The sequence below is a fragment of the Pseudomonas sp. GM79 genome, from assembly GCF_000282495.1.
GTDB lineage: Bacteria > Pseudomonadota > Gammaproteobacteria > Pseudomonadales > Pseudomonadaceae > Aquipseudomonas.
This window is the reverse complement of record NZ_AKJE01000032.1, coordinates 147339-173112: the sequence shown is the minus strand read 5'-3', so window position 1 is coordinate 173112 and position 25774 is coordinate 147339. Positions and strand designations below refer to the sequence as shown.

Genomic DNA, 25774 nt, shown 5'->3' with positions numbered 1-25774 from the left:
TATGACTACTGATGCAGTGCAAACCATGATCCCGACGCTCGATGTCACCGAGCGTCCGGCCCCGCGTGCCAAGGTTGAAGCCGGCGTCAAGCTGCGCGGCGCCGAGAAGGTTGCACGCATCCCGGTGAAGATCATCCCGACCACTGAACTGCCGAAGAAACCCGACTGGATTCGCGTGCGCATCCCGGTTTCCCCGGAGGTCGACCGCATCAAGGCCCTGCTGCGTAAACACAAGCTGCACAGCGTGTGCGAAGAGGCGTCCTGCCCGAACCTGGGCGAGTGCTTCTCCGGTGGCACCGCGACCTTCATGATCATGGGTGACATCTGCACCCGTCGCTGCCCGTTCTGCGACGTTGGTCATGGTCGTCCGAAGCCACTGGACGTCAACGAGCCGCAAAGCCTGGCCATTGCCATCGCCGACCTGAAACTCAAGTACGTCGTAATCACCTCGGTAGACCGCGACGACCTGCGTGACGGCGGTGCCCAGCATTTTGCCGATTGCATCCGCGAAATCCGCAAACTGTCGCCGAACGTGCAGCTCGAGACCCTGGTTCCGGACTACCGTGGCCGCATGGACGTCGCGCTGGAAATCACCGCCGCCGAGCCGCCTGATGTGTTCAACCACAACCTGGAAACCGTGCCTCGCCTGTACAAGGCCGCGCGTCCGGGTTCGGATTACCAGTGGTCGCTGACCCTGCTGCAACGCTTCAAGCAGATGATGCCGCACATTCCGACCAAGTCCGGTTTGATGCTGGGCCTGGGCGAAACCGACGAAGAAGTCATCGAAGTCATGAAGCGCATGCGCGAACACGACATCGACATGCTGACCCTGGGCCAGTACCTGCAACCGTCCCGCAGCCACTTGCCGGTCCAGCGCTTCGTACACCCGGACACCTTCGCCTGGTTCGCCGAGGAAGGTTACAAGATGGGCTTCAAGAACGTTGCTTCCGGGCCGCTGGTACGTTCCTCGTACCACGCTGACGAGCAGGCGAAACTGGTCAAGGCCGAGCTGATGTCGTCCTGATCCCGTTTTGAGAGCAAAAAAGGCCCGCAAGGCTTCCAGGCCTTGCGGGCCTTTTTTTAGCAGTGCTCACGGCGATTACAGTCTTTTCCTGCAAACCGTGGTGCGATTGACCCTCTTCTGTTTATTCCCGTTCCTGACTACTGTGTGCTGAAGCGTTCACAGGGAGAATCATGGATGACTGCTCGACCGACCCACACCCTTTGTCCACATGCCCCCGTTCCGGCCTTGCCGCCTACAGGGCTGATTGGCGTGATCGCGCCCGCCGGCCCCGCAGCGCTGGACACCGATAAAGCCATCGGCTGGATGCGCGCTCGCGGCTACTCGCTGCGCGTGTTTCCCGGCGTTTATGAGCAAGAGGGTTATCTGGCTGGCAGTGATGATGTGCGGCTCAATGACTTGCATGGCGCATTCGCCGACAGCGAGGTCGATGCCATCATCTGTCTGCGTGGCGGTTACGGTACACCGCGTTTGCTTGATCGCATCGATTTCGAATTACTGCGCAACAACGCTAAGCCGTTTATCGGCTACAGCGACGTTACTGCACTGCACTCGGCCATCAGTCGTTATGCCGGGTTCGTGACCTTCCATGGCCCGATGCTCAACGCTGACCTGCTGGGTGACAAGCAGCAACCCACCGAGTTCTCGTTTTTCAACATGCTGCGCGGGCAGGTGAAGGCGGGCAGTGTGCTTTCTCACCCGGTGGCCTGGCCGTTGACCACAATCGAGCCCGGCATCGCTCACGGGCGCTTACTGGGGGGCAATCTGTCGATGATCGCCGCGACCATGGGCACGCCTTACGAGATCGATGCCGAGGGCGTCATCCTGTTCATCGAGGACATCAACGAGCCGCTGTATCGCATCGACCGGCTGCTGACTCATTTGCGTCTGGCCGGCACGTTGCACAAGCTGCGTGGGGTTCTGGTGGGGGATGTGGCTGGGGTTGATGCGATTGCGCTGGAGAAGTTGCTCAAGCAGACCTTTGCGCCGTTGCGCATCCCCGTGCTGGCCGGATGGCGTAGCGGGCATTGTGATCCGAATCTGACGCTGCCGATGGGCGCGCTGGTCAGGCTGGATGCGGGGGGCAAGGCGTTGGTGTTGGAGCAGGATGTGGTGATCAAGGCTTAGGAGTTCATCGCCTGACAGTCAGTCTTCGCGAGCAAGCCCGCTCCCACATTCGACCGCATTTCCATGAAAGAACTCGGTCAACTGTGGGAGCGGGCTTGCTCGCGAAAGCGGTATCAGCCATTCGTCTTACTATCGGCTACGCAACCCTTCCAGCAACTTGTGTGTCGGATAACCATCCGCCGGCCAGCCAAACGACTGCTGCGCGCTGCGGATCGCTTTGCGGGTATTGGCGCCGATAATCCCGTCGGCGGTCCCTGCGTCGTAGTTCTGGGCGCTCAGCAGGTTTTGCAACTCGATTCGCTCGGTACGGCTCAGCGGCAAGTCATCTTTTGGCCATAGACCGCTGATCAAACCGCCACCATTGAAGCGCTCGGACAGCAGACTCACGGCCAAGGCGTAGGACGAAGAGTTGTTGTACTTGAGAATCGCGCGGAAGTTATCGAGGACCAGGAACGCCGGGCCGCGATAGCCTGCCGGCAGCAGCAGGGCGGCCGACAGGTGTTCGGAGCCTGCCGGAACCTGGCCGCCATTGGGCAGGGTTACCCCCAGTTGTCGCCACTCGGCCACGCTCTTGCGAATCGCGCCATCGGCCAGGACGTAATTGAAGCCGCTCGCCAGTTGTACTTCGAAGCCCCAGGGCTGACCTTTCTGCCAGCCGGAGCTTTGCAGGTAGTGCGCGGTCGAGGCCAATGCATCAGCGGAGCTGTTCCAGATGTCGCGGCGGCCATCACCGTCGAAGTCTACGGCGTGGGTGTTGTAGGTGGTCGGAATGAACTGGGTCTGGCCCATGGCGCCTGCCCAGGAGCCGAGCATTTTCTCGGGGGCGATATCGCCTTGTTGCAGGATTTGCAAGGCCGCGATCAGTTGCGCGTGAGCAAAGCCCGGACGTCGACCTTCATAAGCCAGGGTCGCCAGGGAATTGATCACCGACTTGCTGCCCTGGAACTGTCCAAAGTTACTTTCCATGCCCCACACCGCGACCAGAGCCTGACGGTCGACGCCGTAGCGCTGTTCGATGCTTTGCAGGATGTCGGCATGCTCGCCGACAAGCGCCTGACCTTTGCGCACCCGTAGCGGCGACAGCGCGCCATCGAGGTACTCCCACACCGGGCGAGTAAATTCCGGTTGGCTGCGATCGGCACGGATCACGCTGTCGTCCACGCTGACATTGGCAAAAGCACGATCGAACAGGTCGGCGCGAATGCCGGCGGCGAGGGCGTCTTTACGGAAACCCGCCTGCCATTCGGCAAAGGTCTGGGTAGGCTGGATGTCGAGATTTTCACCGGTTGGAACCACCGGCGGAATGATCGCAGGGGCCGTCGCAACGGTGCGGGTCTGAAGCGGTTGGGCGTCGGCGGCGGTGGGTTTTTCCGCGCAGGCGACAAGCAGAACGAGGCTGGAGGCAGCTATCAGTTGGCGAAGAGGCCAACGACGGGAAATACAAAGGGGCATGCACAGGTCCAGAGGATACGAATCAGGTGCAGACCTTAACATGTTGAGCGCTGGCTTGCCTTTCAGGCTGCCAGAAAGTAAGAAGCCTCCCAGCTGTTAGACTGGAAGGCTTCGCGGCGGTAGCTGCCTTTGCCCTTGCCGGCTCGTTCCTGGCGGCTACGGAACAGTGGCTGGGCGATGATGGATTTGGCTTTGTTGGGGCCATGTTTGGATGGCTTTTTGCTCATGATGGTCTCTCGCAAGTGAGTGGGTTTTGCGGGGGGAATAATCTGCCGAAGCAAGGGTTCTGTCTAGTCCCTACGATGTGTAGGAAATGATACCTGTGGCGAGGGAGCTTGCTCCCGCTCGGCTGCGCAGCAGTCGTGGAACTGGTAACCGAGGAACATCTGAAGGCGCGCGGTGACTGGTTTTAGGGTCGCTTCGCAACCCAGCGGGAGCAAGCTCCCTCGCCACAAAAACATTACTCGGCGGGTAACGATAATCTCTGCCCGGCCATCAACAGCGTCAACCGACTCAAACTCATCCACGGCGAACCCGCCGCCTGGCCTTTGATCTGCGCGTCGATGCGCTGGGCTTCCAACAGCAACTGCGCCCAGCGTTGTGCCGAATAGCGTTGCAGCGCTTTGCTCATCAACGGTTTGCGTTTGTCCCAGATTGGCGGTCGGGCCTGGCTGAAAGCTTTGTCGAGCGGCACGCCTTGGCTGTATTGCAGCGACAGGTTGGCCAGCAGACGCAGTTCTCGGGCCAGCGCCCAGAGGATCACCGGCGGTTCGACGCCTTCGCCGCGCAACCCTTCGAGCATGCGCAGGGCGTGAGCAGCTTCGCCATTGAGAATCGCATCGGTCAGGCCGAAGACATCGAAACGGGCGCTGTCGGCTACTGCCGCTTGCACGGTTTCGACAGTGATCTGCCCACCCTCTGCCATCAGCTTGAGCTTTTCGATTTCCTGGGCGGCAGCCAGCAGGTTGCCCTCGACCCGAGCAGCGATCAGTTCGACAGCGTCCTGGCTGGCGGAAAGCCCGGCCTGGGACAGGCGTTGACGGATCCAGCTCGGCAACTGGTTGGTGTCCACGGGCCAGATCTGCACGAACTGGGTCTGCGGACCTTCGACCAGCGCCTTGCCCCACTTGGTCTTCTGCGCACTGCCGTCAAGCTTGGGCAGGCTGATCAGCAACACCGTGTCTTCGGCCGGGCGCGAGCAATACTCAATCAATGCCGCGGCGCCTTTGTCTCCGGGTTTGCCGGAGGGCAGACGCAGTTCCAGAAGACGTTTTTCGGCGAACAGCGACATGCTGGCGCCGGCCTGCAGCAGCGTACCCCAGTCGAAACTGGCGTCGGCGGCAAAGACCTGGCGTTCATCGAAACCTTGCTGGCGGGCAGCCGCGCGAATGGCGTCGGCGGCTTCCTGACACAGCAGTGGGTCATCGCCACTGATGACGTAGACCGGCGCGAGGGCACCTTGCAGGTGTTTAGCGAGTTGGGCGGGGGCGAGTTTCATAAGAAGAGGCAAACGGGGCGCCTGAGCGCCCCGTAAGGCTTATTGCTGCGGCAGTTCGACAGGTGACTGACGCGGCGTCTGCGCTTCAGCTTTCTGCGCCGCTTCCAATGCGTCGGCTTCAGCCTTGGCTCTGGCATCAGCGGTCTGTTGCAGTTGTTCCAACTGCGTCGGGGACATCTGTTGCAGGCGCAGCATCATGCGTTGAATCAGTTCACGACGCATTTCCTTGCGGGCATCGTTGGCTTCCTGGTCGGAACCCACCAGGTTGTTGCCGTCATGGATGAAGACTTTCTGCACTTCGAGCTTGTCACTCAGCAGTGGCAGGTTGCTCTGACCCCGGATGTCATAGTTCAGCACCATGGTCATCTGGTACTCGCCAGTACGACCGGCGCCTGCGTAACTGAGGATGCGCTGGCTTTCCTGCTCATCGGTCAGCACCAGTTTGTGAGGTGCGCCGTTGTAGACCTTGACGCCACTGCTTTCCAGCACCTGACGCAATTGCGTCACGGTTTCGCCGTAGGCATTGCGGGCGCTCAGATCGAGTTCCTTGATCGCCAGTTCAGTGGTGCCGGTGCCGCGCAGCTGGAAACCGCAGGCGCTCAGCAGGACTGCAAGGCCCATCACCAGCAAATTGCGTTTGATCATCTTGTTGCTCCCCTTGAAACCATGTGGGCCGGTCAAGCGACCCGAAAGGTTTTACTCGGCGCCAGGCATCACCTGGCGCCCGATCCAATTTAGCTGGCGACGATATTGACCAGTTTCCCGGGCACTACGATCACTTTGCGAATAGTCAGGCCATCGACGAAGCGCAGGACGTTTTCGTTGGCCCGTGCGGCCGCTTCGACTTCTTCGCGGCTGGCGCTGGCCGGCATTTCGATGTGGCCGCGCAGCTTGCCGTTGACTTGAATGACAAGCTGCAGGCTGTCCTGTACCAGGGCACTTTCATCCAGCACCGGCCAACCGGCATCGATGACCGGATCGGCGTGACCCAGGCGATGCCACAGTTCGTGGCTGATGTGCGGGGTGATCGGAGCCAGCAGCAGGACTACGGTTTCCAGACCTTCGTGAATCAGTGCGCGATCCTGTTCGGTGCCTTGCGCGGCTTTTTCCAGCACGTTCATCAGCGTCATCACTTGGGCAATGGCGGTGTTGAATTTGTGGTTCTGGCCGACGTCGTGGCTGGCCTGCTTGATGGCCTGGTGGATCGAACGGCGAATGGCTTTCTGCTCGTCGTTCAGGCTGGCGACGTCCAGTTTGCCCGGCAGGCCCTGAGTGACGTGCGCTTGAGCCAGGCGCCAGACGCGCTTGAGGAAACGGTGCGAACCCTCTACGCCGGAGTCGGACCATTCCGCGCTCATGTCAGGTGGCGAGGCGAACATCATGAACAGGCGGCAGGTGTCTGCGCCGAACTGGTCAATCATCGACTGGGGGTCGACGCCGTTGTTCTTTGACTTGGCCATCTTCTCGGTGCCACCGATTTCCACCGGCAGGCCGTCTGCGATCAGCTTGGCGCTGATGACCTTGGCCTTGCTGTCGCGTTCGAGCTCGACATCCGCCGGGTTGAACCACGTGTAGGCACCGTTGGCTTCGCGACGGTAGTAAGTCTCGGCGATCACCATGCCCTGGGTCAGCAGGTTCTTGAATGGCTCGTTGGAGCTCACCAGGCCTTCATCACGCATCAGCTTGTGGAAGAAGCGCGCATAAAGCAGGTGAAGAATGGCGTGTTCGATGCCACCGATGTACTGATCCACTGGCAACCAATGGTCGGCAGCCGATTTTTCCACCAGACCACCTTCATAGTGTGGCGAGGCGTAGCGAGCGTAGTACCACGAGGACTCGACAAAGGTGTCCATGGTGTCGGTTTCACGCTTGGCCGCAGCGCCGCATTTCGGGCAGCTGCACTCGTAGAACTCGGGCATGCGCGCCAGTGGCGAACCGGCACCGTCCGGTACGACGTCTTCGGGCAGCACCACGGGCAGTTGATCTTCCGGGACCGGCACATCACCGCAGGTGTCGCAGTGGATGATCGGGATCGGGCAGCCCCAGTAGCGCTGACGGCTGATGCCCCAGTCGCGCAGGCGGAACTGGGTGCGCGAGGCACCGAGGTTTTTCTTGATCAGCGCCACTTCAATGGCGTCGAACGCACCTGCGAAGTCGAGGCCGTCGAATTCGCCGGAGTTGATCAGCGTGCCGTGCTCGCCGTACGCATCCTGCCAAGGAGCCGGGTTGGTGTCACCGGAACTCGTGCGCACCACGGATTTGATCGGCAGGTTGTACTTGGTGGCGAACTCGAAATCACGTTCGTCGTGAGCCGGAACAGCCATGACCGCGCCATCGCCGTAATGCATCAACACGTAGTTGGCGACCCACACCGGGAGTTTTTCCCCGGTCAGCGGATGCTCGACGAACAGCGAAGTCGGCAGGCCTTTTTTCTCTTGAGTGGCGACGTCGGCTTCGGCAACGCTGCCGCCCTTGCATTCAGCGATGAACGCTTGCAGCTCAGGGTTGTTCTGCGCGGCCAGGGTCGCCAGATGGTGTTCGGCGGCCACCGCAACGTAGGTTGCGCCCATCAGGGTGTCCGGACGGGTGGTGAAGACTTTCAGTGCGCCGGTTTCACCGATGGAAGCGACGTCGTACGGGAACTGCACTTCCATGCCGCGGGATTTGCCGATCCAGTTGCGCTGCATGGTCTTGACCTGTTCAGGCCAGCCAGTCAGTTCGTCGAGGCTTTCCAGCAGCTCATCCGCATAAGCGGTGATCTTGAAGTAGTACATCGGGATTTCGCGCTTTTCGATCAGCGCGCCGGAACGCCAGCCGCGACCGTCGATCACTTGCTCGTTGGCCAGAACGGTCTGGTCGACCGGGTCCCAGTTCACAGTGCCGCTTTTTTTGTAAATCACGCCTTTTTCGAACAGGCGAGTGAACAGCCATTGTTCCCAGCGGTAGTAATCAGGCTTGCAGGTGGTCACTTCGCGCGACCAGTCCACCGCCAGGCCCAGGCTGCGCAGCTGGCTTTTCATGTAGGCGATGTTTTCGTAGGTCCACTTGGCGGGCGCTACGTTGTTCTTCATCGCGGCGTTTTCCGCCGGCATGCCGAAGGCGTCCCAACCCATGGGTTGCAGGACGTTCTTGCCTTGCATGCGCTGGTAGCGGGAGATCACGTCGCCGATGGTGTAGTTGCGCACGTGCCCCATGTGTAGCTTGCCGCTGGGGTAAGGGAACATCGACAGGCAGTAGAACGTCTCCTTGCCTGGCTGTTCACTGACTTCAAAGGACTTTTGCTCGTCCCAGAATGACTGGGCGGCGGCTTCGATTTCACGGGGCTGATATTGTTCGTGCATGGCTACTTTTGAACTGAATAGGGGTGGCCTAATCCTCTTCAATGCAACGCTGGACGGTGATAACGCCAAATCGACGTTTCGGTGCCCAGGCGAGCTGGAAGTGGAGTTACAGGAAGCGCCGTAGCATACATGACCGCACTCTACCGAGGGAAACCCTGATTACACGCAAGGACGTGGCCTATACCCGCTCCGAGGGCCGTTGGTCGCGGCACTCAGCCGGTTTTTTCAGCGAGGCTAAGCTCTAAAAGGGGAGTGAGTCTTATCTTCAATGAGGTGATGGATGGTTGAGTCACAGCAAAAAGCTACAAAACCGGAGCTGTACGAAAAACTGATAGACCGTCTCGCAATGGCGCTGGATACGGCCAAAACTGCTGGACGGCTGCGTGATGAGCGTCCCCTGGAGCTGGAGCTGCGTGGTTTGAGCCCCGCAGAGTTTGAACTGGTCAAGGCCTATCTGGATCGTAGTGAACGTGAAACGCACGGATGCTTGTCAGCAGCAGTGAAGCAACTCGAGGCACCACGTTCGGCCAATATCATCTGGCTCAAGGATAAGGCACCCGGCAAAGGCGCGGTAAAGGTCCGGTCTTTGCAATTCAAGTAAGGGCACTTGAAGCCATGGAACATGGTTTTTTGAAACAAAGTCCTTCCACATTTGTTGTCGCATTGCGTCAACCCACCTAGGCTTCGGGCATCTATGGAGATGCCCGATGCCTTTTCGTTATTTCATTAAACAACTTCTATTGCCTCCCGGCATTTTATTGCTGTTGCTGGTGCTTGCCTGGTGGTGGCGCCGCTCAAGGCCGAGGCTGGCGGGGTTGTGTTTCGTCCTGGGCGTGGGTGGTTTCTGGTTGATGAGCCTGCCAGTGATGGTGGAGTGGAGTGCCAAGGCCCTGGAGCGCGAGCCGCCGCTGGCGCGCGAGGAATGGGCAACCTTGGGCCGACGGGCGGACGCGATCGTGGTGCTGGGTTCAGGGCGTGAGCGTGGCGACCCGGCCTGGGGCGTTGACCAGCCGACCGGTGTAGGCCTGGGGCGCGAGCGTTATGCCGCGCGCCTGGCCAAGGCGTCCGGCTTGCCGATTCTGACCAGCGGCGGCCTGCATTACGGCACGCCACCGACCGAAGCGAAACTGATGGCGGACTCATTGCTCGATGACTTTGGTGTGACGGTGCGCTGGCAGGAAGGGCGCAGCCGTACGACCTGGGAAAACGCGCAGTTCAGCGCCCAGGTATTGTTGCCGGAGGGGATCAAGCGGGTGGTGGTCGTGACTCAGGCCTGGCACATGCCGCGAGCGGTCTGGAGTTTCCAGCAGGCGGGATTTGAGGTAGTGCCCGCGCCAGTAGGGTTTTTAGGCGTGGACAATGCCCGGCCGCTGGGTGGCTGGATGCCGGAGTTCAAATCGATCTGGCAGAGCGGGCAGTTGATGAATGAGGCGGTGGGGCAGATCGGGTATTCGTTGTTTTATCGAGGCGATGTCGACCCCGATTGATATTGTGCCTGTGATGCCGTCTTCGCGAGCAAGCCCGCTCCCACATTGGATCTCGAGTGTTCACACATACTGTGTTCACCGCAGATCTACTATGGGAGCGGGCTTGCTCGCGAAGGTTTAAACGGTTTTCGCCATCCGGTTGGCCACCAATGCCCAACCAAACAACAGCACGCAACTGATGATCAACGGCCACGAACGCCATTCCAGGTAGGGCGTCAGGTTGTGCATCGGCACCACTTCGCCATACAGAATGCCTTGTTCGAACTGCGGGATCTGCGCAGTGATCTGGCCAAACGGGTTGATCAGGCCGGTCACGCCGTTATTGGTGGCGCGGATCATCCAGCGGCCGGCTTCAAGTGCGCGCATCTGCGCCATCTGCAAATGCTGCAGCGGGCCGATCGAGGTGCCGAACCAGGTGTCGTTGCTGATGGTCAGCAGCAAATCGCTGCGGGCGGCGAGGCCGGCGGCGAATTCCGGGTAGACCACTTCGTAGCAGATGAACGGCGCAATCTGATAACCCTTGGCTTGCAGCAGCGCTTGATCGGCCGGCCCACGGGCAAAGTCGGACATCGGCAGGTCGAAGAAGGCAATCAGGCCGCGCAAGACTTCTTGCAGTGGCACGTATTCGCCGAACGGCACCAGTTTCTGCTTCAGGTAAGTGCCATCGCCTTCACCAACAACGGTAATACCGTTGAAGAAACGCTTCTCGTGATGGACTTCCTGGCGAATCGGCACGCCGGTAATCAGCGCGGATTTACGCTCGGCGGCGAAGCTTCCCATCATGTTCAGGTAGCCCTCGGCGGACTCCTTGAGCACCGGGACCGCCGTTTCCGGCCAGATCAGCAGGTCGACGCGTTTGGAACTGAAACTCATGTCGCGGTACAGCGCCAGCTGCGCATTGAGCTGCGACGGATCCCACTTCATGCTTTGTTCGATGTTGCCCTGAATCGCCGCGACGCTCAGTGGTGCGCCTGCGGGGCTGGTCCAGGCATGTTCCTTGAGTGCCATGCCGGCTACCCATGGGCCGGCCAGCAGTAACACGCCGACAGCGATGAAGCCTTTACGTCCAGTGCGCACCAGGCGCGCCGCGTTGTAGATCAGCGCAGCCGTCAGGGCCAGGGTGAAGGAAATCAGCCACATTCCGCCGACCGGCGCGAGCCCGGCCAGTGGGCCATCGAGCTGGCTGTAGCCAGAATAGAGCCATGGGAAACCGGTAAGGAACCAGCCGCGAAAGGCTTCCTGACCCACCCACAACGCCGCAAATGCCAAGGCATCGGCCAGCGGCGCTTCGTTACGGCGCAGCCAGCGCGCCCAAATCCAGGCGGGCAGGGCGAAGAACCAGGCAATCGCTGCAGTGAAGAGCAGCATCAAGAACCCGGCCAACAGTACAGATGCGCCGCCGAAGTTGTGAATGCTGTAGTAGATCCAGCTGGTGCCTGCGGCAAACAGGCCGAAACCGAAACACCAGCCACGGCCCAAGGCCTGACGGGGGCTCAGTTCGCGCAAACCGGCGTAAAAGAAACCGACCGCCAGCAAGGCCACCGGCCAGATATCGAACGGCGCCAGGGCCAGAGTGGTGAGTGCACCGGCCGCCACGGCCAGCAGGTTACCGGGCCAGCCGGGGCGGGTCATCCAGTGCATTTCTTTCCTTAATTTTTACCGGGCAATAGGTGTCAGACGCAGCAAGTGAATCCGACGGCTGTCGGCGTTCAGGATGCGGAAGCGATAGGCGCCGATTTCAGTGATTTCGTTGCGTTTTGGCAAGTGCCCGAACGCGCTCATCACCAAGCCACCGACGGTGTCGAATTCATCGTCGGAGAATTCGCTGTCGAAGAACTCGTTGAAGTTATCGATCGGCGTCAGGGCCTTGATCAGGAAGTCACCGCTGGGCAGCGGTTTGATGTAGCTGTCTTCTTCGACGTCGTGCTCGTCTTCGATGTCGCCGACGATCTGTTCCAGCACGTCTTCGATGGTCACCAGACCGGCCACGCCGCCGTATTCGTCAATGACGATGGCCATGTGGTTATGGTTGGCGCGGAACTCACGCAGCAGCACATTCAGGCGCTTGGACTCGGGCACGAACGTGGCCGGGCGCAGCAGGTCCTTGATGTTGAAGCTGTCGCCGTTCTCCTTGAGGATCAACGGCAGCAAGTCCTTGGCCAGCAACACACCCATCACGTCATCGTGGCTTTCGCCGATCACCGGGTAGCGGGAGTGGGCCGAGTCGACCACGGCCGGCAGGAACTCGCGAGGTGTCTGGGTCGCCTTGATGCTGATCATCTGCGAGCGCGGGACCATGATGTCCCGTACTTGCAGGTCTGCAACCTGGATGGCGCCTTCGACGATGGCCAGCGCTTCGCTGTCCAGCAACTTGTTTTGATGTGCATCGCGCAGCAGCTCCAGCAGCTCCTGGCGGTTTTTCGGCTCGTGGGCAAAAGCCTGGGTGAGCTTACCCAGCCATGACTTCTGCCCGTTGCTCGATCGATCTTCGCTCATAGCGATTACTCTGAATCCTTTGTTGTTACGATTGGGGATGTGTCTGTTTCGTCGTCCGCATAAGGGTCTGGATGACCCAACTCTGCAAGCAACGTTCGTTCCAGTGCTTCCATTTCTTCGGCTTCGTCATCATCTATATGGTCGTAACCAAGTAGATGCAAGCAGCCGTGAATGACCAGATGCGCCCAGTGAGCCTTTAATTCCTTGCCTTGTTCCGCCGCTTCGCGCTCCACCACTGCTACGCAGATCACCAGATCACCGAGCAGGGGAATGTCGAGAAACTCATCGGGGACATCGGCCGGGAATGACAAAACGTTGGTGGCGTAGTCTTTCTGCCGCCAGGTGAAGTTCAGTTCGCGGGCTTCCTCTTCGTCGACCAAGCGGATGGTCATTTCAGAGTCGGCAGTACGCTGGCGCAGGGCCAGTTCGCACCATTGTCGGAATTGGGCTTCACTCGGGGCAGGCGCTTCGGTAGCCAGTTGCAGGTCAAGCTCAAGCATCGGGGCGAGTGTCCTTGGGAGAGGGCTTCGCCGTTTCGTCGGCTATGCGATTTTCGAAGCGCTCATAGGCCTCGACAATGCGTTGCACCAACGGATGGCGCACCACGTCCTTGGGCATGAAGTGGGTGAAGCTGATCCCCGGAACGTCTTTGAGCACCTCGATCACATGATGCAGCCCGGATTTGGTGCCTTTCGGCAGGTCGACCTGGGTGATGTCACCAGTGATGACGGCGGTGGAACCGAAACCGATCCGGGTCAGGAACATCTTCATCTGCTCGACGGTGGTGTTCTGGCTTTCGTCGAGGATGATGAAACTGTTGTTCAGCGTACGACCGCGCATGTAGGCCAGCGGCGCGACTTCGATCACTTGACGCTCGATCAGCTTGGCCACGTATTCGAAGCCGAGCATTTCGTAGAGCGCGTCATAGAGCGGGCGCAGGTACGGGTCGATTTTCTGGGACAGGTCGCCGGGCAGGAAGCCGAGCTTTTCGCCCGCTTCAACCGCCGGACGAACCAGCAGAATACGGCGAATCTGCTCGCGTTCCAGCGCGTCTACCGCGCAGGCAACGGCCAGATAGGTCTTGCCGGTACCGGCCGGGCCGATGCCGAAGTTGATGTCGTTACCGAGGATTTCCTTCACATAGCGCACCTGATTCAAGCCGCGAGGGCGAATCATGCCTTTCTTGGTGCGCAAGGCGACGGACGGTTCGGCGGGGGAATGGTTGTCCAGTTCCTCGACGGCCGATTCCTGCAGGAACAGGTGAACCATGTCTGGCGACAGCTCGGTACCTTTGGTTTCCCGGTACAAGCGGCGCAGCAGGTTTTCCGCGGAGGTGGTGTGCTTGGGCTCGCCGATCAGTTCGAACTGGTTTCCGCGGTTGCGGATCTCGATCGCGAGGCGCTGTTCGATCAAGCGCAGATGCTCGTCGAATTGCCCGCACAGATTGGCGAAGCGGCGAGCTTCAAAAGGCTCGAGGATGAAACGATGCGGTTCTATGGGTGCGTTCAAGGTCGTATTTAGCCGCCCTGGGGCAATTATGATGAATAAAGGATAGCGCCAGTCGCCTGGGTACGAAAGCTCTTATACGGACCAATGTGATTCATGGTCTGGCGCGATCTCTGTGGGAGCGGGCTTGCTCGCGAAAAGGGAGTGTCAGTCGACATTAGTGTGGCTGACACACCGCTTTCGCGAGCAAGCCCGCTCCCACAAGGGGAATACGGTGTTACTGGATCAGCGAGCCCCGCAGCGAGTGCGGTTGCGCGGCATCGATGTGCACGTCGGCGAACTGGCCGATCAGGGTCGGATTGTCGCAGCGGAAGTTGACGATACGATTATTCTCGGTCCGGCCTTGCAGTTCACCGGGGTCTTTTTTCGAATAATCGGTGACCAGAATCCGCTGAATGGAGCCCACCATTTGTCGGCTGATCTCGAAACCTTGCTGGTTGAGGCGATGTTGCAGGGCGTTCAAACGTTCTTTTTTCAGTTCTTCCGGCGTTTCGTCGGCCAGATCGGCGGCCGGCGTGCCCGGGCGCTGGCTATAAACGAACGAGTAGGAAAAGTCGAAACCGACGTCTTCGATCAGCTTCATGGTCTGTTCGAAGTCTTTTTCGGTCTCGCCCGGGAAACCGACGATAAAGTCGGAACTGATGCAGATCCCCGGCACGGCAGCCCGCAACTTGCGCAGTTTGGATTTGTACTCCAGCGCGGTGTGGTTGCGCTTCATCGCCGCGAGGATCCGGTCGGAACCCGATTGCACTGGCAAATGCAGGTGTTTCACCAGCTCCGGTACGTCGGCGTGGGCCTGGATCAGGCTGTCGGAGAATTCCAGCGGGTGCGAGGTGGTGTAGCGAATCCGGTCGATGCCATCGACAGCGGCCACTACGCGGATCAATTCCGCCAGATCAGCCAGGCGCCCATCATGAGTGGTGCCGCGATAACCGTTGACGTTCTGCCCCAGCAAGGTCACTTCGCGCACGCCGTTTTCGGCCAGGTGAATGATCTCGGCAATCACGTCGTCGAACGGTCGGCTGACTTCTTCACCGCGGGTATAAGGCACCACGCAGAAAGTGCAGTACTTGCTGCAGCCTTCCATGACCGACACGTAAGCGCTCGGCCCGTCGATGCGCGGCTCGGGCAAGTGGTCGAATTTTTCGATTTCCGGGAACGAGACGTCGACTTGCGGCAGTTTGGTCAGGCGCGCGGCGTCGATCATTTCCGGCAGGCGGTGCAGGGTCTGCGGGCCGAATACCACGTCCACGTACGGAGCGCGGTCACGAATGGCCGCGCCTTCCTGGCTGGCCACGCAACCGCCGACGGCGATGACCATTTCCGGGTTAGCCAGTTTCAATTCGCGCCAGCGACCCAGCTGGGAATACACCCGGTCCTGGGCGCGTTCGCGGATCGAGCAGGTGTTGAGCAGGATCACGTCGGCGTCTTCAGCGCGAGCGGTGACTTCCAGGGCCTGGTGTTCACCCAGCAGATCGACCATGCGCGAGCTGTCGTACTCGTTCATCTGGCAACCGTGGGTTTCGATGTAAAGCTTCTTGGCCATGGATAGAGTCATCACGTGATTCAAAGAACCGCGCATTATAGGGAACATGCACCAAGGTTCCTACCGTTGCGCGTCCGGCGGCTATGCTATAGTTCGCGCCCTCATTTTTATCCCCGATGTGTTACCCGCCCACCATGACCAAACGTGAAGCTCCAATCTACAAGGTGATTTTCCTCAATCAGGGCCAGGTGTACGAAATGTACGCCAAGCAGATCTATCAAAGTGATCTGTGGGGCTTCCTGGAAGTGGAAGAGTTCGTCTTTGGCGAGCGCACGCAAGTGGTCGTCGATCCGAGCGAAGAGAAGCTCAAGGCTCAGTTCGAAGGCGTTGTGCGCAGTTTTGTACCGATGCATTCGATCGTGCGCATCGACGAGGTCGAGCGCCTGGGCACCCCGAAAATCAGCGAAGCCCGCGGCGCGGTCGGCAATGTCATGCCGTTTCCGATGCCGATGCCTGAGAAGTAGGTCTCAAGACCGAGTCGCCTCCTTCGCGAGCAAGCCCGCTCCCACAGTTATCCTATGTGAACACATGATTTGTGAACACTGGAGATCCAATGTGGGAGCGGGCTTGCTCGCGAAGGGGCCAAAAAGATCGAAGCAGAAGTCAAGGCAGTGGCGAAAACGGCGTACGCCCATCGGCGCTCTGCAATTCCATCAGGTATTTACGGAATATTTGCCCCAGCACCTGGGTAGCGACTTCCAGATCTTCGCGGGGCATTTTTTCGGCGACTTCGTCGGCGGTGTCCAGCGCCTCTTCGGCACCGTTGACCGCGGCCATTTTCAGCACGATATACGCCTGAACGTTATTGGCCGGTACGCCTTCGCCATGGAAGAACATGGTGCCAAGTTTGAATTGCGCCTGGGCGTGGCCTTGCAGCGAGGCTTTTTCGAAGTAACTCAGGGCTTGATTGAGGTCGCGCGGCGCGTTTTTGCCGTCGTAGTAGAACTCACCCAACTCGTATTGCGCTTGCGCATCCCCTTCATCCGACGCTTTCTGACAGGCGGCGAGCGCTTGCGTCAGGTCTTGCGGCTGAGTATTGAGGGTGCAGCGACCCATCGCCGGGATCAACAACGAGTTGCCGCCTGCTTGTGCGAGCGCGAGCAGGGGCTGAAGGAGCAACAGGCAGCCCAATGCAAGGGTGCGGCCGGTGCGGTTCATGGGAATCGACTTACCTCTGAGGGGCGCGTGGACCCATCGAGGGATCCAATAAGCGCGCATTATGAAATAAGCAGGGCCAACCTTACAAAGTCTTTACTCGTTTTTCTGCTGCACGGGGAATATATCGCCCACTTTGCCGGGAATTATTGGCAGATGAGTAGGAAAAAGGGCGCGAATGTAGGTGAAAGCTGACGCTGGCAATCGCCAACGTCAGCGTTACAGCTTTATTTCAGTGCGGCGAATGCACGTTCGGCGGCGTCCAGTGTCAGTTTCAACTCGGTTTCGCCGTGGGCGATCGAGGTGAAGCCGGCTTCGAAGGCGCTTGGCGCCAGGTACACGCCGCCTTCGAGCATCAGGTGGAAGAAACGCCCGAACAGGCCGGCATCACTGGCCATCACGTCATCGAAGGTCACAATGTCGTCGGCGCCGCTGAAGTACAGACCGAACATGCCGCCCGCCTGAGTGGTCACGAACGGAATACCGGCGGCGTCGGCGCGCTGCTGCAGGCCATCGAGCAGGCGGCTGGTGTAGTCGCTCAGCTCGGCGTGGAAACCAGGACGACTGATCAGGCGCAGGGTGGTCAAGCCCGCCGCCATCGCCAGCGGGTTCCCCGACAATGTGCCGGCCTGGTAGACCGGCCCCAGTGGCGCGATTTGCTCCATGATCTTGCGTTTGCCGCCGAAGCAGCCAACCGGCATGCCGCCACCGATGATCTTGCCGAAGGTGCTCAGGTCCGGCGTGACGCCGTAATGGGCTTGGGCGCCACCGAGGGCGACACGGAAACCGGTCATCACTTCGTCGAAAATCAGCACCACGCCGTGCTTGTCGCACAGGGTCCGCAGGCCTTCGAGGAAGCCCGGTGCCGGCGGTACGCAGTTCATGTTGCCGGCCACTGGCTCGACAATGATGCAGGCCACGTCCTGGCCGACTTCGGCGAGCATGGTTGCTACCGCGTCGATATCGTTGAACGGCAGGGTCAGGGTGTGTTTGGCGAACGCCGCCGGTACACCGGCCGAGCTCGGCACGCCTTGGGTCAGGGCGCCGGAACCGGCCTTGACCAGCAGGCTGTCGGAGTGGCCGTGGTAGCAGCCTTCGAATTTGATGATGCTGTCACGGCCGGTAAAGCCTCGGGCCAGGCGGATGGCGCTCATGGTCGCTTCGGTGCCGGAGCTGACCATGCGCACCATTTCCATCGACGGCACGATCGAGCAGACCAGATCGGCCATTTCGGTTTCCATCGCGGTCGGGGCGCCGTAGGACAGGCCGTGTTCCAGCTGTTTGCGCACCGCGTCCAGCACGTCCGGATGGCTGTGGCCGAGAATCATCGGCCCCCAGGAACCGACGTAATCCACATAACGCTTGTCATCTTCGTCGGTGACGTAGGCGCCTTCGGCGTGTTTGAAGAACAGCGGCGTGCCGCCAACACTCTTGAACGCACGAACAGGCGAGTTCACGCCTCCGGGAATGTGTTTCTGGGCATTGGCAAACAGGGTTTCGGAACGAGACATGATCGGGCTCTCAAAAAATCAGGATTTGAACAATTCGTTAAAGGCGCGGGCGCGGCGTGTCACTTCAGCCGTGCTCTCGGCGCCAAACAGACCATGCACCACCGCCAGCAAGTCGACCCCGTGGGCCACCAGTGGCGCAGCGTTGTCCAGCGTGATGCCGCCGATCGCGCAGATCGGCAGATGCAATTTGCTGCGGGCCTGATCAAGCAGTTCAAGGCTGCAGGCCGGTGCGCCGGGTTTGGTATTGGAATTGAAGAAGCGGCCGAAGGCGACGTAGCTGGCGCCTTCTTTAGCGGCTTGTTCGGCGAGTTCGAGTTGCGCGTGGCAGGTCGAACCGATGATCGCCTGACGACCGAGCAGTGCCCGAACCGGCATCAGCGGGCCATCGGTCTGGCCCAGGTGCACGCCGACGTTCAGGCGCGCGGCCAGTTCGGCGTCATCGTTGATGATCAGATGGGTCTTGTAGCGTTCGCACAGATCGCGCAGGGCTTCGGCTTCGCGCAGGCGGCGGGCCTCATCGCTGCTCTTGTCGCGGTATTGCAGCAGGGTGACGCCGCCTTCGAGCGCCGCCTCCACGTACGAAAGAAATTTACCGGCCAGTAACTGGCTGTCGGTAATGGCGTACAGGCCACGTAGTTTCATCGGACAAGCCTCATGGCGTTACGAACAGAAGTCCAGTGGCAAGCGGCGCGGTACGAACTGGCCTTTGCCCAGCTGCTCCGCATCACGCAAGGTGCGCCAAGTGTAGTCAAGCGCGCTCTTTACGGCACTGGCGAGGTGTTCGCCCTGGGCCAGACGACCGGCGAGGGCGCTGGCTAGCGTGCAACCGGAACCGTGATAACTGCCGGGCAGGCGCTGGCAGGTAAAGGTTTCGCGGCGACCGTCGCGGCTGTACAGGCGATTGTGTATTTCATGTTCGTCGCCATGACCGCCGGTGATCAGCAGGTGTTTGACGAATGGCAGAAGTTTTTCAGCGCACTCGTCCGCGGTGCCTTCGGGCAGTTCGGCGAGAATGCGAGCTTCGGGAAGGTTGGGGGTGGCAATGATCGACAGCGGCAACAGGCGTTCGCGCATGGCGTAGCCGACTTCGTCCTTGCCCAGTCGTCCACCGCCGCCGGCACGCAGCACCGGGTCGCAGACCACCGGCAAATGCGGGTGCGCTGAAAGCAGTTCGACTACGGTGTCGACCATTTCCAGGGAACCGAGCATGCCCAGTTTGACGGCGGCGACTTCGGAGTCATTGAGCACGGCGTTGGCCTGGGCCAACACCCACTCGCGATCGAGAACGCGGAAGTCAGTGACGTTGACCGTGTCTTGCACGGTCAGGGCGGTGACGGCCGGAGCCGCATGACAACCCTGAGCGAGCAGGGCTTCGATATCTGCCTGCAAGCCGGCGCCACCACTAGGGTCGTGGCCGGAGAGACAGAGGACAACGGGGCGAGAGCTGTAGATATTCATGGTGCGCGAGCTTACCACCAAACATGTTTTTTCGGTGTGCGCGCGCATCGAAGCCGATTGCGCAACGAGCAAAAGATCGCAGCCTGCGGCAGCTCCTACATGGACTGCGGATCGATGCAAATCCGTAGGAGCTGCCGCAGGCTGCGATCTTTTGATCTTTCTGACCAAGCCAACAGCTCTAACTCAATGTATAGAGCTGGAACGCTTGTTCTAGAGCCTTTTCAGGAAAAATTTCAATGGTGTTCAATGGCCACCAACGGCTATGCTAGAGTGGATCCAAACCAATAACAGATAATACCGGTTTTACGTCTACTCAAAAGGAATGGGGGGCTTCCTGACAGAACCGGACAGGCCACGCTGGGGCTTAAATGCGCTATTTGCTGATGTTGCTGTTGTGCTTGCCCCTCCTGGCGAGCGCCGTCGAATTCGACGAGTTCACCCAGAGCCTTCCCCTGGGCCGAACGATGCAGGTTTATGAAGACGCGGGCGGTCAGGCGACCATCGCCGATGTCCGTGCGCAAGCGGCGGCCTGGCAGTTCAAGCCTCATGATAAAGCCACTCTGAACGCCGGTTATTCGCGTTCGGCGTTCTGGCTGAAAATCGACCTGCAGTACCGCCCGACCAACCCGTCGGCGCAACGGACCTGGTTGCTGGAACTGGCTTATCCGCCCCTCGATCACCTTGATCTGTACTTGCCCGACGCTGGGGGTGACTATCAATTGGTCCGACAGACCGGCGATGCGTTGCCGTTCGCCACTCGCGAGATCCGCCAGAACAACTATCTGTTTGGTCTGAACTTTGCGCCTGAGCAGGCGCAAACCGTGTATTTACGCCTGCAAAGCCAAGGCTCGGTTCAGGCGCCCGTCACGTTGTGGTCGAGCACCGCTTACCTCGAAGAGCAGCCGGTCCGGCTCTATGTGCTGGGGCTGATTTACGGTGTGTTGCTGGGGATGCTGGTCTACAACCTGTTCATCTTTCTCAGCGTGCGCGACACCAGCTACCTCTATTACATCGTCTATATCGCCTCGTTCGGCTTGTATCAGCTGTCGGTGAATGGTGCGGCCGTGGAGTATTTCTGGCCGAACAATCCCTGGTGGGCGAACGCTGCGACGCCGTTCTTCATCGGCTGTTCAGGATTGTTCGGCAGCCAGTTCGCCCGCAGCTTCTTGCAGACGGCCACCCACAGTCGCTGGCTCGACCGTTTGCTGCTGGCGTTGATCGCGTTCAGTGCGCTGGTGGTCGGATTGTCATTGATGACCAATTACGCCCTGGCCCTGCGTCTGGCGACGTTGCTGGCGTTGGTCTTTACCGTGGTGATTTTCGCCGCCGGGATTTTCGCCTGGTGGCGTGGCCTGCGGGTCGCGCGGTATTTCATCATTGCCTGGTCGGCGTTCCTGCTCGGTGGCGTGGTCAATACCCTGATGGTGCTGGGTTATTTACCCAACGTATTCCTGACCATGTACGCCAGCCAGATCGGCTCGGCGATCGAAGTGGCGCTGCTGTCCCTGGCCCTGGCCGATCGCATCAACGCCATGCGCGAGCAACAGGCGCAAACGCTGTTTGATGCCGGCCAGAAGCTCGAAGTGTTGAACCAGCAACTGGCTCACAGTAACAAGCTCAAGGACGAATTCCTCGCCACCCTGACCCACGAACTGCGCACGCCCATGAATGGTGTGATCGGTTCGCTGGAGCTGATGCAGACCGTCGAGATGAACCCTGAGCTGGAGCAATATCAACAAACTGCCGCCGGTTCGGCGCGGGACATGATGCGCATGGTCAACGGCATCCTCACCCTGACCGAATTGCAGGCCGGCAAGCTCAAGGTCTATCCGGATACATTCAGTTTGCGCAGTGTGGTCGAGGCCTTGCGTCTGCAGTTCGATGGCAATGCGTCGAGCAAGTCGCTGGACTTCAAGGTCGAGGTGACATCCGGGCTGCCGGATCGTTTGCACGGCGACAGCGGCAAGCTGACGCAATGCCTGGAATGCCTTCTGGATAATGCGATCAAATTCACCCGGATCGGCGGATTGGCGCTGCGGGTGACGGGTAAACCGGTAGCGCCCGATCGGCTGGCACTGTCCTTTGCAGTGATCGACACCGGCATTGGCTTCACCGATTTGGACGAGGCAACGCTGTATCAACGCTTTTTTCAGGTCGACGGCTCGATGACCCGTGAATACGGTGGCTTGGGTGTTGGCCTGGCCATTTGTCGGCAACTGGTCGAATTGCTCGGCGGGCGCCTGAGCCATCGCTCGGAACCGGGTCGCGGCAGTCGCTTTCAACTGGACGTCGAGTTCGAGCTACCGTTGCCGGTGGTGGAACCTGCGCCCGCAATCACCCGGCAAACCACCGGCCTGCGTTTGCCTCAGGACTGCACGGTGTTGCTGGTCGATGACAACAGCATCAATCAATTGGTGATGCGTGGCATGTTGCTCAAGCTGGGGTTCCGGGTGCGCACAGCTGACAGCGGCGTCGCTGCGCTCGATCTTTTGCAGCGTGAAACCGTTGATGCGGCGCTGCTCGACTGTCAGCTACCGCCACTGGACGGCGCCTCGATCTGTGGTCGGATCCGCGCCTTGCCGGGTTGTGCCGAATTACCCGTGTTCATGATTGCCCAGAGTGCGGATCGGGCCTATTGCCCAAGCGACACCTTGGTCGACTACCTGAGCAAACCGGTGAAATTCGAAGATTTGCAGGCGGCGCTCTATCGGCGGGTGCTCTGTCCGGGGCAAGGCGAAAGCGCCGACAGTTAGGCAGATATGCCACTTTGTTCAGCCTCGGTGCGGTGCTTAACTGAAAGTCCCTTGGCTGACCAAAGGAGCCCCGTCATGAACCTGCATCAGTTCGCCGAAACCCACGAAGTCACCAATCAGCCGCCGTCGCTGGACGGCGCCAACCTCTATCGCATCGACCTGCCTTTGCAGGAGTGGTCGCGGCGTTTCGATGCCGGTTGGGCCGAGTCGCGAATTGACGCTTATGGCGTATTGGCCGGCGGGCCGCTGATGGAGGCGGGGTTTGCGGCCAATCAGAACAAACCGGTGTTCGTCAGTCATGACCGTTACGGCCATCGCATCGACCTGGTGGAGTTTCATCCCGCCTACCACGAATTGATGCGCACGGCGGTGGAGCATGGCCTGACAGGTTTGCCCTGGACCGACCCGCAACCGGGCGCCCACGTTGCCCGCGCGTCCATGACCTATTTGCACAGTCAGGCTGAAGCCGGCAGCGGTTGCCCGTTGACCATGACCTTCGCCAGTGTCCCGGCGATGCGCCTGCAACCGGATCTGGCGAAACAATGGCTGCCGAAAATCCTCGCCACCGAATACGACCCTCGCAACGTCGGCATGGCGCACAAGGCCGGGGTCACCATCGGCATGGCCATGACCGAGAAACAGGGTGGCACCGATGTGCGGGCCAACACCACCAAGGCGTATCCGGTCGGCGCCAGCGGTCCCGGTCAGGCGTATGAACTGGTGGGCCATAAGTGGTTCTGCTCGGCGCCGATGTGCGACGCCTTCTTGACCTTGGCCCAGACCGACAAAGGCTTGACCTGTTTCCTGCTGCCGCGTCATCGCCCGGACGACTCACGCAATCAGTTCTACATACAGCGGCTGAAGAACAAACTCGGCAACTGGTCCAATGCCTCCAGCGAGGTGGAGTTCCGTGGTGCCCTGGCCTGGATGGTCGGCGAAGAGGGCCGGGGCGTTCCGACCATCATCGAAATGGTTGCCATGACCCGCTTCGATTGCATGGTCGGCTCCAGTGCGCTGATGCGCCAGGCGCTGACCCAGGCCAGCCATCACTGCGCCCACCGCAAGGTCGGTGGCAAATTGCTCAGCGAGCAACCCTTGATGCAAAACGTGCTGGCCGATCTGGCCCTGGAAAGCGAAGCGGCGCTGGCTTTGAGTTTGCGCATGGGCCGGGCGCTGGATCATCTGGATGACGATCACGAAGCGAAATTCGCCCGACTGGTGACGGCGGTGGGCAAGTACTGGATCTGCAAACGCGCGCCCGCGATGATCAATGAGGCTGCCGAATGCATGGGCGGCGCCGGTTATGTCGAAGAAAGCATCCTGCCGCGTCTGTACCGTGAGGCCCCGGTCAACTCGACGTGGGAAGGTTCCGGCAACGTGCAATGCCTCGACGTATTGCGCGCATTGTCGAAAGAGCCAGGTGTGCTTGATGTGCTGTTCAGCGAGTTGGGCGACGGTCATGGCGACAAACGCCTGGCCGCGCACATCAGCCAGTTGCAGGCGGCGTTCAAGGACACCGCCGACATTCAATACCGCGCCCGCCAACTCACCGAAGACATTGCCTTGGGGCTTCAGGCCAAGCTATTGCTGGAGGCGGGTAATGCGGCGGTCAGTGATGCCTTCATCGCCAGCCGCCTCGGTTCGGCCGGTCGGGTGTATGGAACATTACCGCGCGGGCTGGATGTGGAGGCGATTGTCGCCCGGTCGACGCCGCAAGGATTCTGACCACTCCTTTGTGATCGACACAAATAAATGTGGGAGCGGGCTTGCTCGCGAATGCGGCCTGTCAGTCAATATCATTGTTGAATGGTAAACCGCATTCGCGAGCAAGCCCGCTCCCACAGGGTTCCCGTGAAGCGATGATGCAGGCAAGATGAAGGTCTGCAAGTCAGAACACAGGAAGCTGATCGTGACCGAAGCGTTTATTGTCGTTCAAACCGCCGAGCAAGCCGTGGATCGGCTTGCTGCCTTGCACGAACGTGCAACCACCGCGCTGAATCAGGCGCTCAAGCGTTATCTCAAGGATCGCGTCGAGCCGGACGCTGAGCAGCGGGCTCTGTTTCGTTATCCCGAGTTGCGTCTGACCTACCTTTGCCAGGGCGAAGTCCCACAGACCACTCGCGCCTATGCCAAGGTTCAACTGCCGGGAACCTATAGCGTCACCGTCACCCATCCCCGGGCTTTCCGCAAATACCTGCTGGAACAACTCGTCCCGTTGATGCACGACTTCACCGTGACCGTGGAAGTCGGCGTCAGCCAGCAGAACATTCCTTATCCGTACGTGGTCGAGCAGGGCGATGAGCTGGCCGGCTCCGGCGTTACGGCGGCGGTGCTGGCGCGAGTGTTCCCGAGTACGGATTTGTCGGCCGCCACCGATGGCATCGCCGATGGCTTGTACGACTGGGAAAACACCGACCCGCTGCCGCTGGCCCTGTTCGACGCCGCGCGGGTGGACTTCTCCCTGCGCCGGCTGGTGCATTACACCGGCAGCGACTGGCGCCATGTGCAGCCGTGGATTCTGCTGACCAACTACCACCGCTACGTCGACCAGTTCATCGTTCATGGCCTGGAGCAACTGCGCAACGACCCGCGTTTTGTGCGCATGGTGTTGCCGGGCAATGTGATCATCGAAAAGGGCATGGATCACGGCGAAGCGTCGGCAATTGCCGCCGGCGTGGTCTGGCATCGTTACCAGATGCCGGCTTATCACCTGATCGCCAGCGACGGCCATGGCGTGACCCTGGTGAACATTGGCGTCGGCCCGTCCAACGCCAAGAACATCACCGACCACCTGGCGGTGCTGCGTCCGCATTGCTGGCTGATGATCGGCCACTGTGGCGGCTTGCGTCAGTCGCAGACCATTGGCGACTACGTGCTGGCCCACGCTTACATGCGTCGCGACGGGATTCTCGACCGGGTCGTGCCGCCGAACATTCCGATTCCGGCCCTGGCTGAAGTGCAGATGGCGTTGCAGCAAGCGGCGGCCAACATCACCGGTGAGAAGGGCGACGAGCTGAAGAAGCGCCTGCGCACCGGCACCGTGCTGACCTATGACGACCGTAACTGGGAACTGCGCTGGGCGCAGGAGCGTCCGCTGATCAACCTGTCCCGCGCCGTGGCGGTGGACATGGAAAGCGGCACCATCGCCGCCCAGGGTTACCGCTTGCGGGTGCCATACGGCACGTTGCTCTGCGTATCGGATAAACCGTTGCACAGCGAAATCAAACTGCCGGGTTCGGCCAACGCCTTCTATGAGCGCGCGGTCAGCCAGCACTTGAAGATCGGCATCGAAGCAGTGGATCTGTTGCGCACCGAGCTCAACTCGCTGCACTCGCGCAAACTGCGCAGCTTCGACGAGCCGCCGTTCCGCTGATTGTTCTCATGGTCATTTGACGGTCAGGGCACTAGCATTGGCAGCCCTG

At 60.1% G+C, this 25774-nt stretch carries 22 protein-coding genes; 8 read left to right on the top strand and 14 right to left on the bottom strand.

Features of this window, described 5'->3' with window-relative positions; genetic code table 11:
• Nucleotide 1 precedes the first annotated feature (1 nt).
• Nucleotides 2-1024, top strand: coding sequence for a lipoyl synthase (gene lipA / locus PMI36_RS20165; RefSeq protein ID WP_007894397.1), 1023 nt, complete (start codon nt 2-4; stop codon nt 1022-1024).
• A gap of 174 nt (nt 1025-1198) precedes the next feature.
• Nucleotides 1199-2149 (top strand): S66 peptidase family protein, encoded by a 951-nt coding sequence (locus tag PMI36_RS20170; RefSeq protein ID WP_008070101.1) that lies wholly within the window; start codon nt 1199-1201, stop codon nt 2147-2149.
• A gap of 129 nt (nt 2150-2278) precedes the next feature.
• On the opposite strand, the gene PMI36_RS20175 is transcribed toward PMI36_RS20170, so the two are convergent.
• The 5 genes from PMI36_RS20175 to leuS form a co-directional block, all read right to left on the bottom strand.
• The gene (locus PMI36_RS20175; protein ID WP_008070099.1) at nt 2279-3601 is read right to left on the bottom strand and encodes a lytic murein transglycosylase; all 1323 of its coding nucleotides are present in this window, start codon (nt 3599-3601) and stop codon (nt 2279-2281) included.
• 62 nt (nt 3602-3663) lie between these two features.
• Nucleotides 3664-3828 carry an alternative ribosome rescue factor ArfA gene (gene arfA / locus PMI36_RS20180; protein WP_003176285.1) on the bottom strand — a complete coding sequence of 55 codons (165 nt, stop codon included), beginning with the start codon at nt 3826-3828 and terminating at the stop codon, nt 3664-3666.
• Nucleotides 3829-4061: 233 nt separating this feature from the next.
• Nucleotides 4062-5099, bottom strand: coding sequence for a DNA polymerase III subunit delta (holA, locus tag PMI36_RS20185; protein WP_008070097.1), 1038 nt, complete (start codon nt 5097-5099; stop codon nt 4062-4064).
• A gap of 39 nt (nt 5100-5138) precedes the next feature.
• The gene (locus PMI36_RS20190) at nt 5139-5744 is read right to left on the bottom strand and encodes an LPS-assembly lipoprotein LptE (protein ID WP_008070096.1); all 606 of its coding nucleotides are present in this window, start codon (nt 5742-5744) and stop codon (nt 5139-5141) included.
• 89 nt (nt 5745-5833) lie between these two features.
• Nucleotides 5834-8440, bottom strand: coding sequence for a leucine--tRNA ligase (leuS, locus tag PMI36_RS20195; protein ID WP_008070095.1), 2607 nt, complete (start codon nt 8438-8440; stop codon nt 5834-5836).
• Nucleotides 8441-8720: 280 nt separating this feature from the next.
• Between leuS and PMI36_RS20200 the strand changes: the two genes are divergently transcribed.
• Together PMI36_RS20200 and PMI36_RS20205 are read left to right on the top strand one after the other, a co-directional pair.
• Nucleotides 8721-9041 (top strand): hypothetical protein, encoded by a 321-nt coding sequence (locus PMI36_RS20200; RefSeq protein WP_008070094.1) that lies wholly within the window; start codon nt 8721-8723, stop codon nt 9039-9041.
• Between the two features lie 106 nt (nt 9042-9147).
• Nucleotides 9148-9927, top strand: coding sequence for a YdcF family protein (locus tag PMI36_RS20205; protein WP_008070093.1), 780 nt, complete (start codon nt 9148-9150; stop codon nt 9925-9927).
• 117 nt (nt 9928-10044) lie between these two features.
• Here the strand turns inward: PMI36_RS20205 and lnt are convergent, their stop codons facing one another.
• From lnt to miaB, 5 genes are all read right to left on the bottom strand, one after another.
• The gene (lnt, locus tag PMI36_RS20210; RefSeq protein WP_008070092.1) at nt 10045-11568 is read right to left on the bottom strand and encodes an apolipoprotein N-acyltransferase; all 1524 of its coding nucleotides are present in this window, start codon (nt 11566-11568) and stop codon (nt 10045-10047) included.
• Between the two features lie 15 nt (nt 11569-11583).
• Nucleotides 11584-12423 carry an HlyC/CorC family transporter gene (locus PMI36_RS20215; protein WP_007894419.1) on the bottom strand — a complete coding sequence of 280 codons (840 nt, stop codon included), beginning with the start codon at nt 12421-12423 and terminating at the stop codon, nt 11584-11586.
• Between the two features lie 5 nt (nt 12424-12428).
• Nucleotides 12429-12923 carry an rRNA maturation RNase YbeY gene (gene ybeY / locus PMI36_RS20220; protein ID WP_008070091.1) on the bottom strand — a complete coding sequence of 165 codons (495 nt, stop codon included), beginning with the start codon at nt 12921-12923 and terminating at the stop codon, nt 12429-12431.
• Nucleotides 12916-13932, bottom strand: a complete 1017-nt coding sequence (locus tag PMI36_RS20225) for a PhoH family protein (RefSeq protein WP_008070090.1) — start codon at nt 13930-13932, stop codon at nt 12916-12918. The genes ybeY and PMI36_RS20225 overlap by 8 nt, the downstream gene beginning before the upstream one ends.
• 214 nt (nt 13933-14146) lie before the next feature.
• Nucleotides 14147-15475: a tRNA (N6-isopentenyl adenosine(37)-C2)-methylthiotransferase MiaB gene (gene miaB, locus PMI36_RS20230; protein WP_032830243.1), complete on the bottom strand. Its 1329-nt coding sequence runs from the start codon at nt 15473-15475 to the stop codon at nt 14147-14149.
• Between the two features lie 134 nt (nt 15476-15609).
• Here miaB and PMI36_RS20235 point away from each other — a divergent pair, with 134 nt between their 5' ends.
• Nucleotides 15610-15939, top strand: coding sequence for a DUF1820 family protein (locus PMI36_RS20235; RefSeq protein ID WP_007894425.1), 330 nt, complete (start codon nt 15610-15612; stop codon nt 15937-15939).
• Nucleotides 15940-16078: 139 nt separating this feature from the next.
• Here PMI36_RS20235 and PMI36_RS20240 read toward each other — a convergent pair whose 3' ends face one another.
• From PMI36_RS20240 to PMI36_RS20255, 4 genes are all read right to left on the bottom strand, one after another.
• The gene (locus PMI36_RS20240) at nt 16079-16633 is read right to left on the bottom strand and encodes a tetratricopeptide repeat protein (protein WP_008070087.1); all 555 of its coding nucleotides are present in this window, start codon (nt 16631-16633) and stop codon (nt 16079-16081) included.
• Nucleotides 16634-16857: 224 nt separating this feature from the next.
• A complete protein-coding gene (hemL, locus tag PMI36_RS20245) occupies nt 16858-18141 on the bottom strand; it encodes a glutamate-1-semialdehyde 2,1-aminomutase (RefSeq protein ID WP_007894429.1) in 1284 nt (427 codons plus the stop codon).
• Between the two features lie 18 nt (nt 18142-18159).
• Nucleotides 18160-18783, bottom strand: a complete 624-nt coding sequence (gene thiE / locus PMI36_RS20250; protein WP_008070084.1) for a thiamine phosphate synthase — start codon at nt 18781-18783, stop codon at nt 18160-18162.
• Nucleotides 18784-18801: 18 nt separating this feature from the next.
• Nucleotides 18802-19599 carry a hydroxymethylpyrimidine/phosphomethylpyrimidine kinase gene (locus tag PMI36_RS20255; protein ID WP_008012635.1) on the bottom strand — a complete coding sequence of 266 codons (798 nt, stop codon included), beginning with the start codon at nt 19597-19599 and terminating at the stop codon, nt 18802-18804.
• Nucleotides 19600-19967: 368 nt separating this feature from the next.
• Here PMI36_RS20255 and PMI36_RS20260 point away from each other — a divergent pair, with 368 nt between their 5' ends.
• The 3 genes from PMI36_RS20260 to amn all read left to right on the top strand — a co-directional run bounded on the left by PMI36_RS20260 (nt 19968) and on the right by amn (nt 25725).
• Nucleotides 19968-22352 (top strand): hybrid sensor histidine kinase/response regulator, encoded by a 2385-nt coding sequence (locus tag PMI36_RS20260; protein WP_008070080.1) that lies wholly within the window; start codon nt 19968-19970, stop codon nt 22350-22352.
• Nucleotides 22353-22427: 75 nt separating this feature from the next.
• Nucleotides 22428-24077 carry an acyl-CoA dehydrogenase family protein gene (locus tag PMI36_RS20265; RefSeq protein WP_008070078.1) on the top strand — a complete coding sequence of 550 codons (1650 nt, stop codon included), beginning with the start codon at nt 22428-22430 and terminating at the stop codon, nt 24075-24077.
• Between the two features lie 148 nt (nt 24078-24225).
• Entirely contained in the window at nt 24226-25725 is a 1500-nt protein-coding gene (gene amn, locus PMI36_RS20270) for an AMP nucleosidase (protein ID WP_161794734.1), read from the top strand.
• Nucleotides 25726-25774 lie beyond the last annotated feature (49 nt).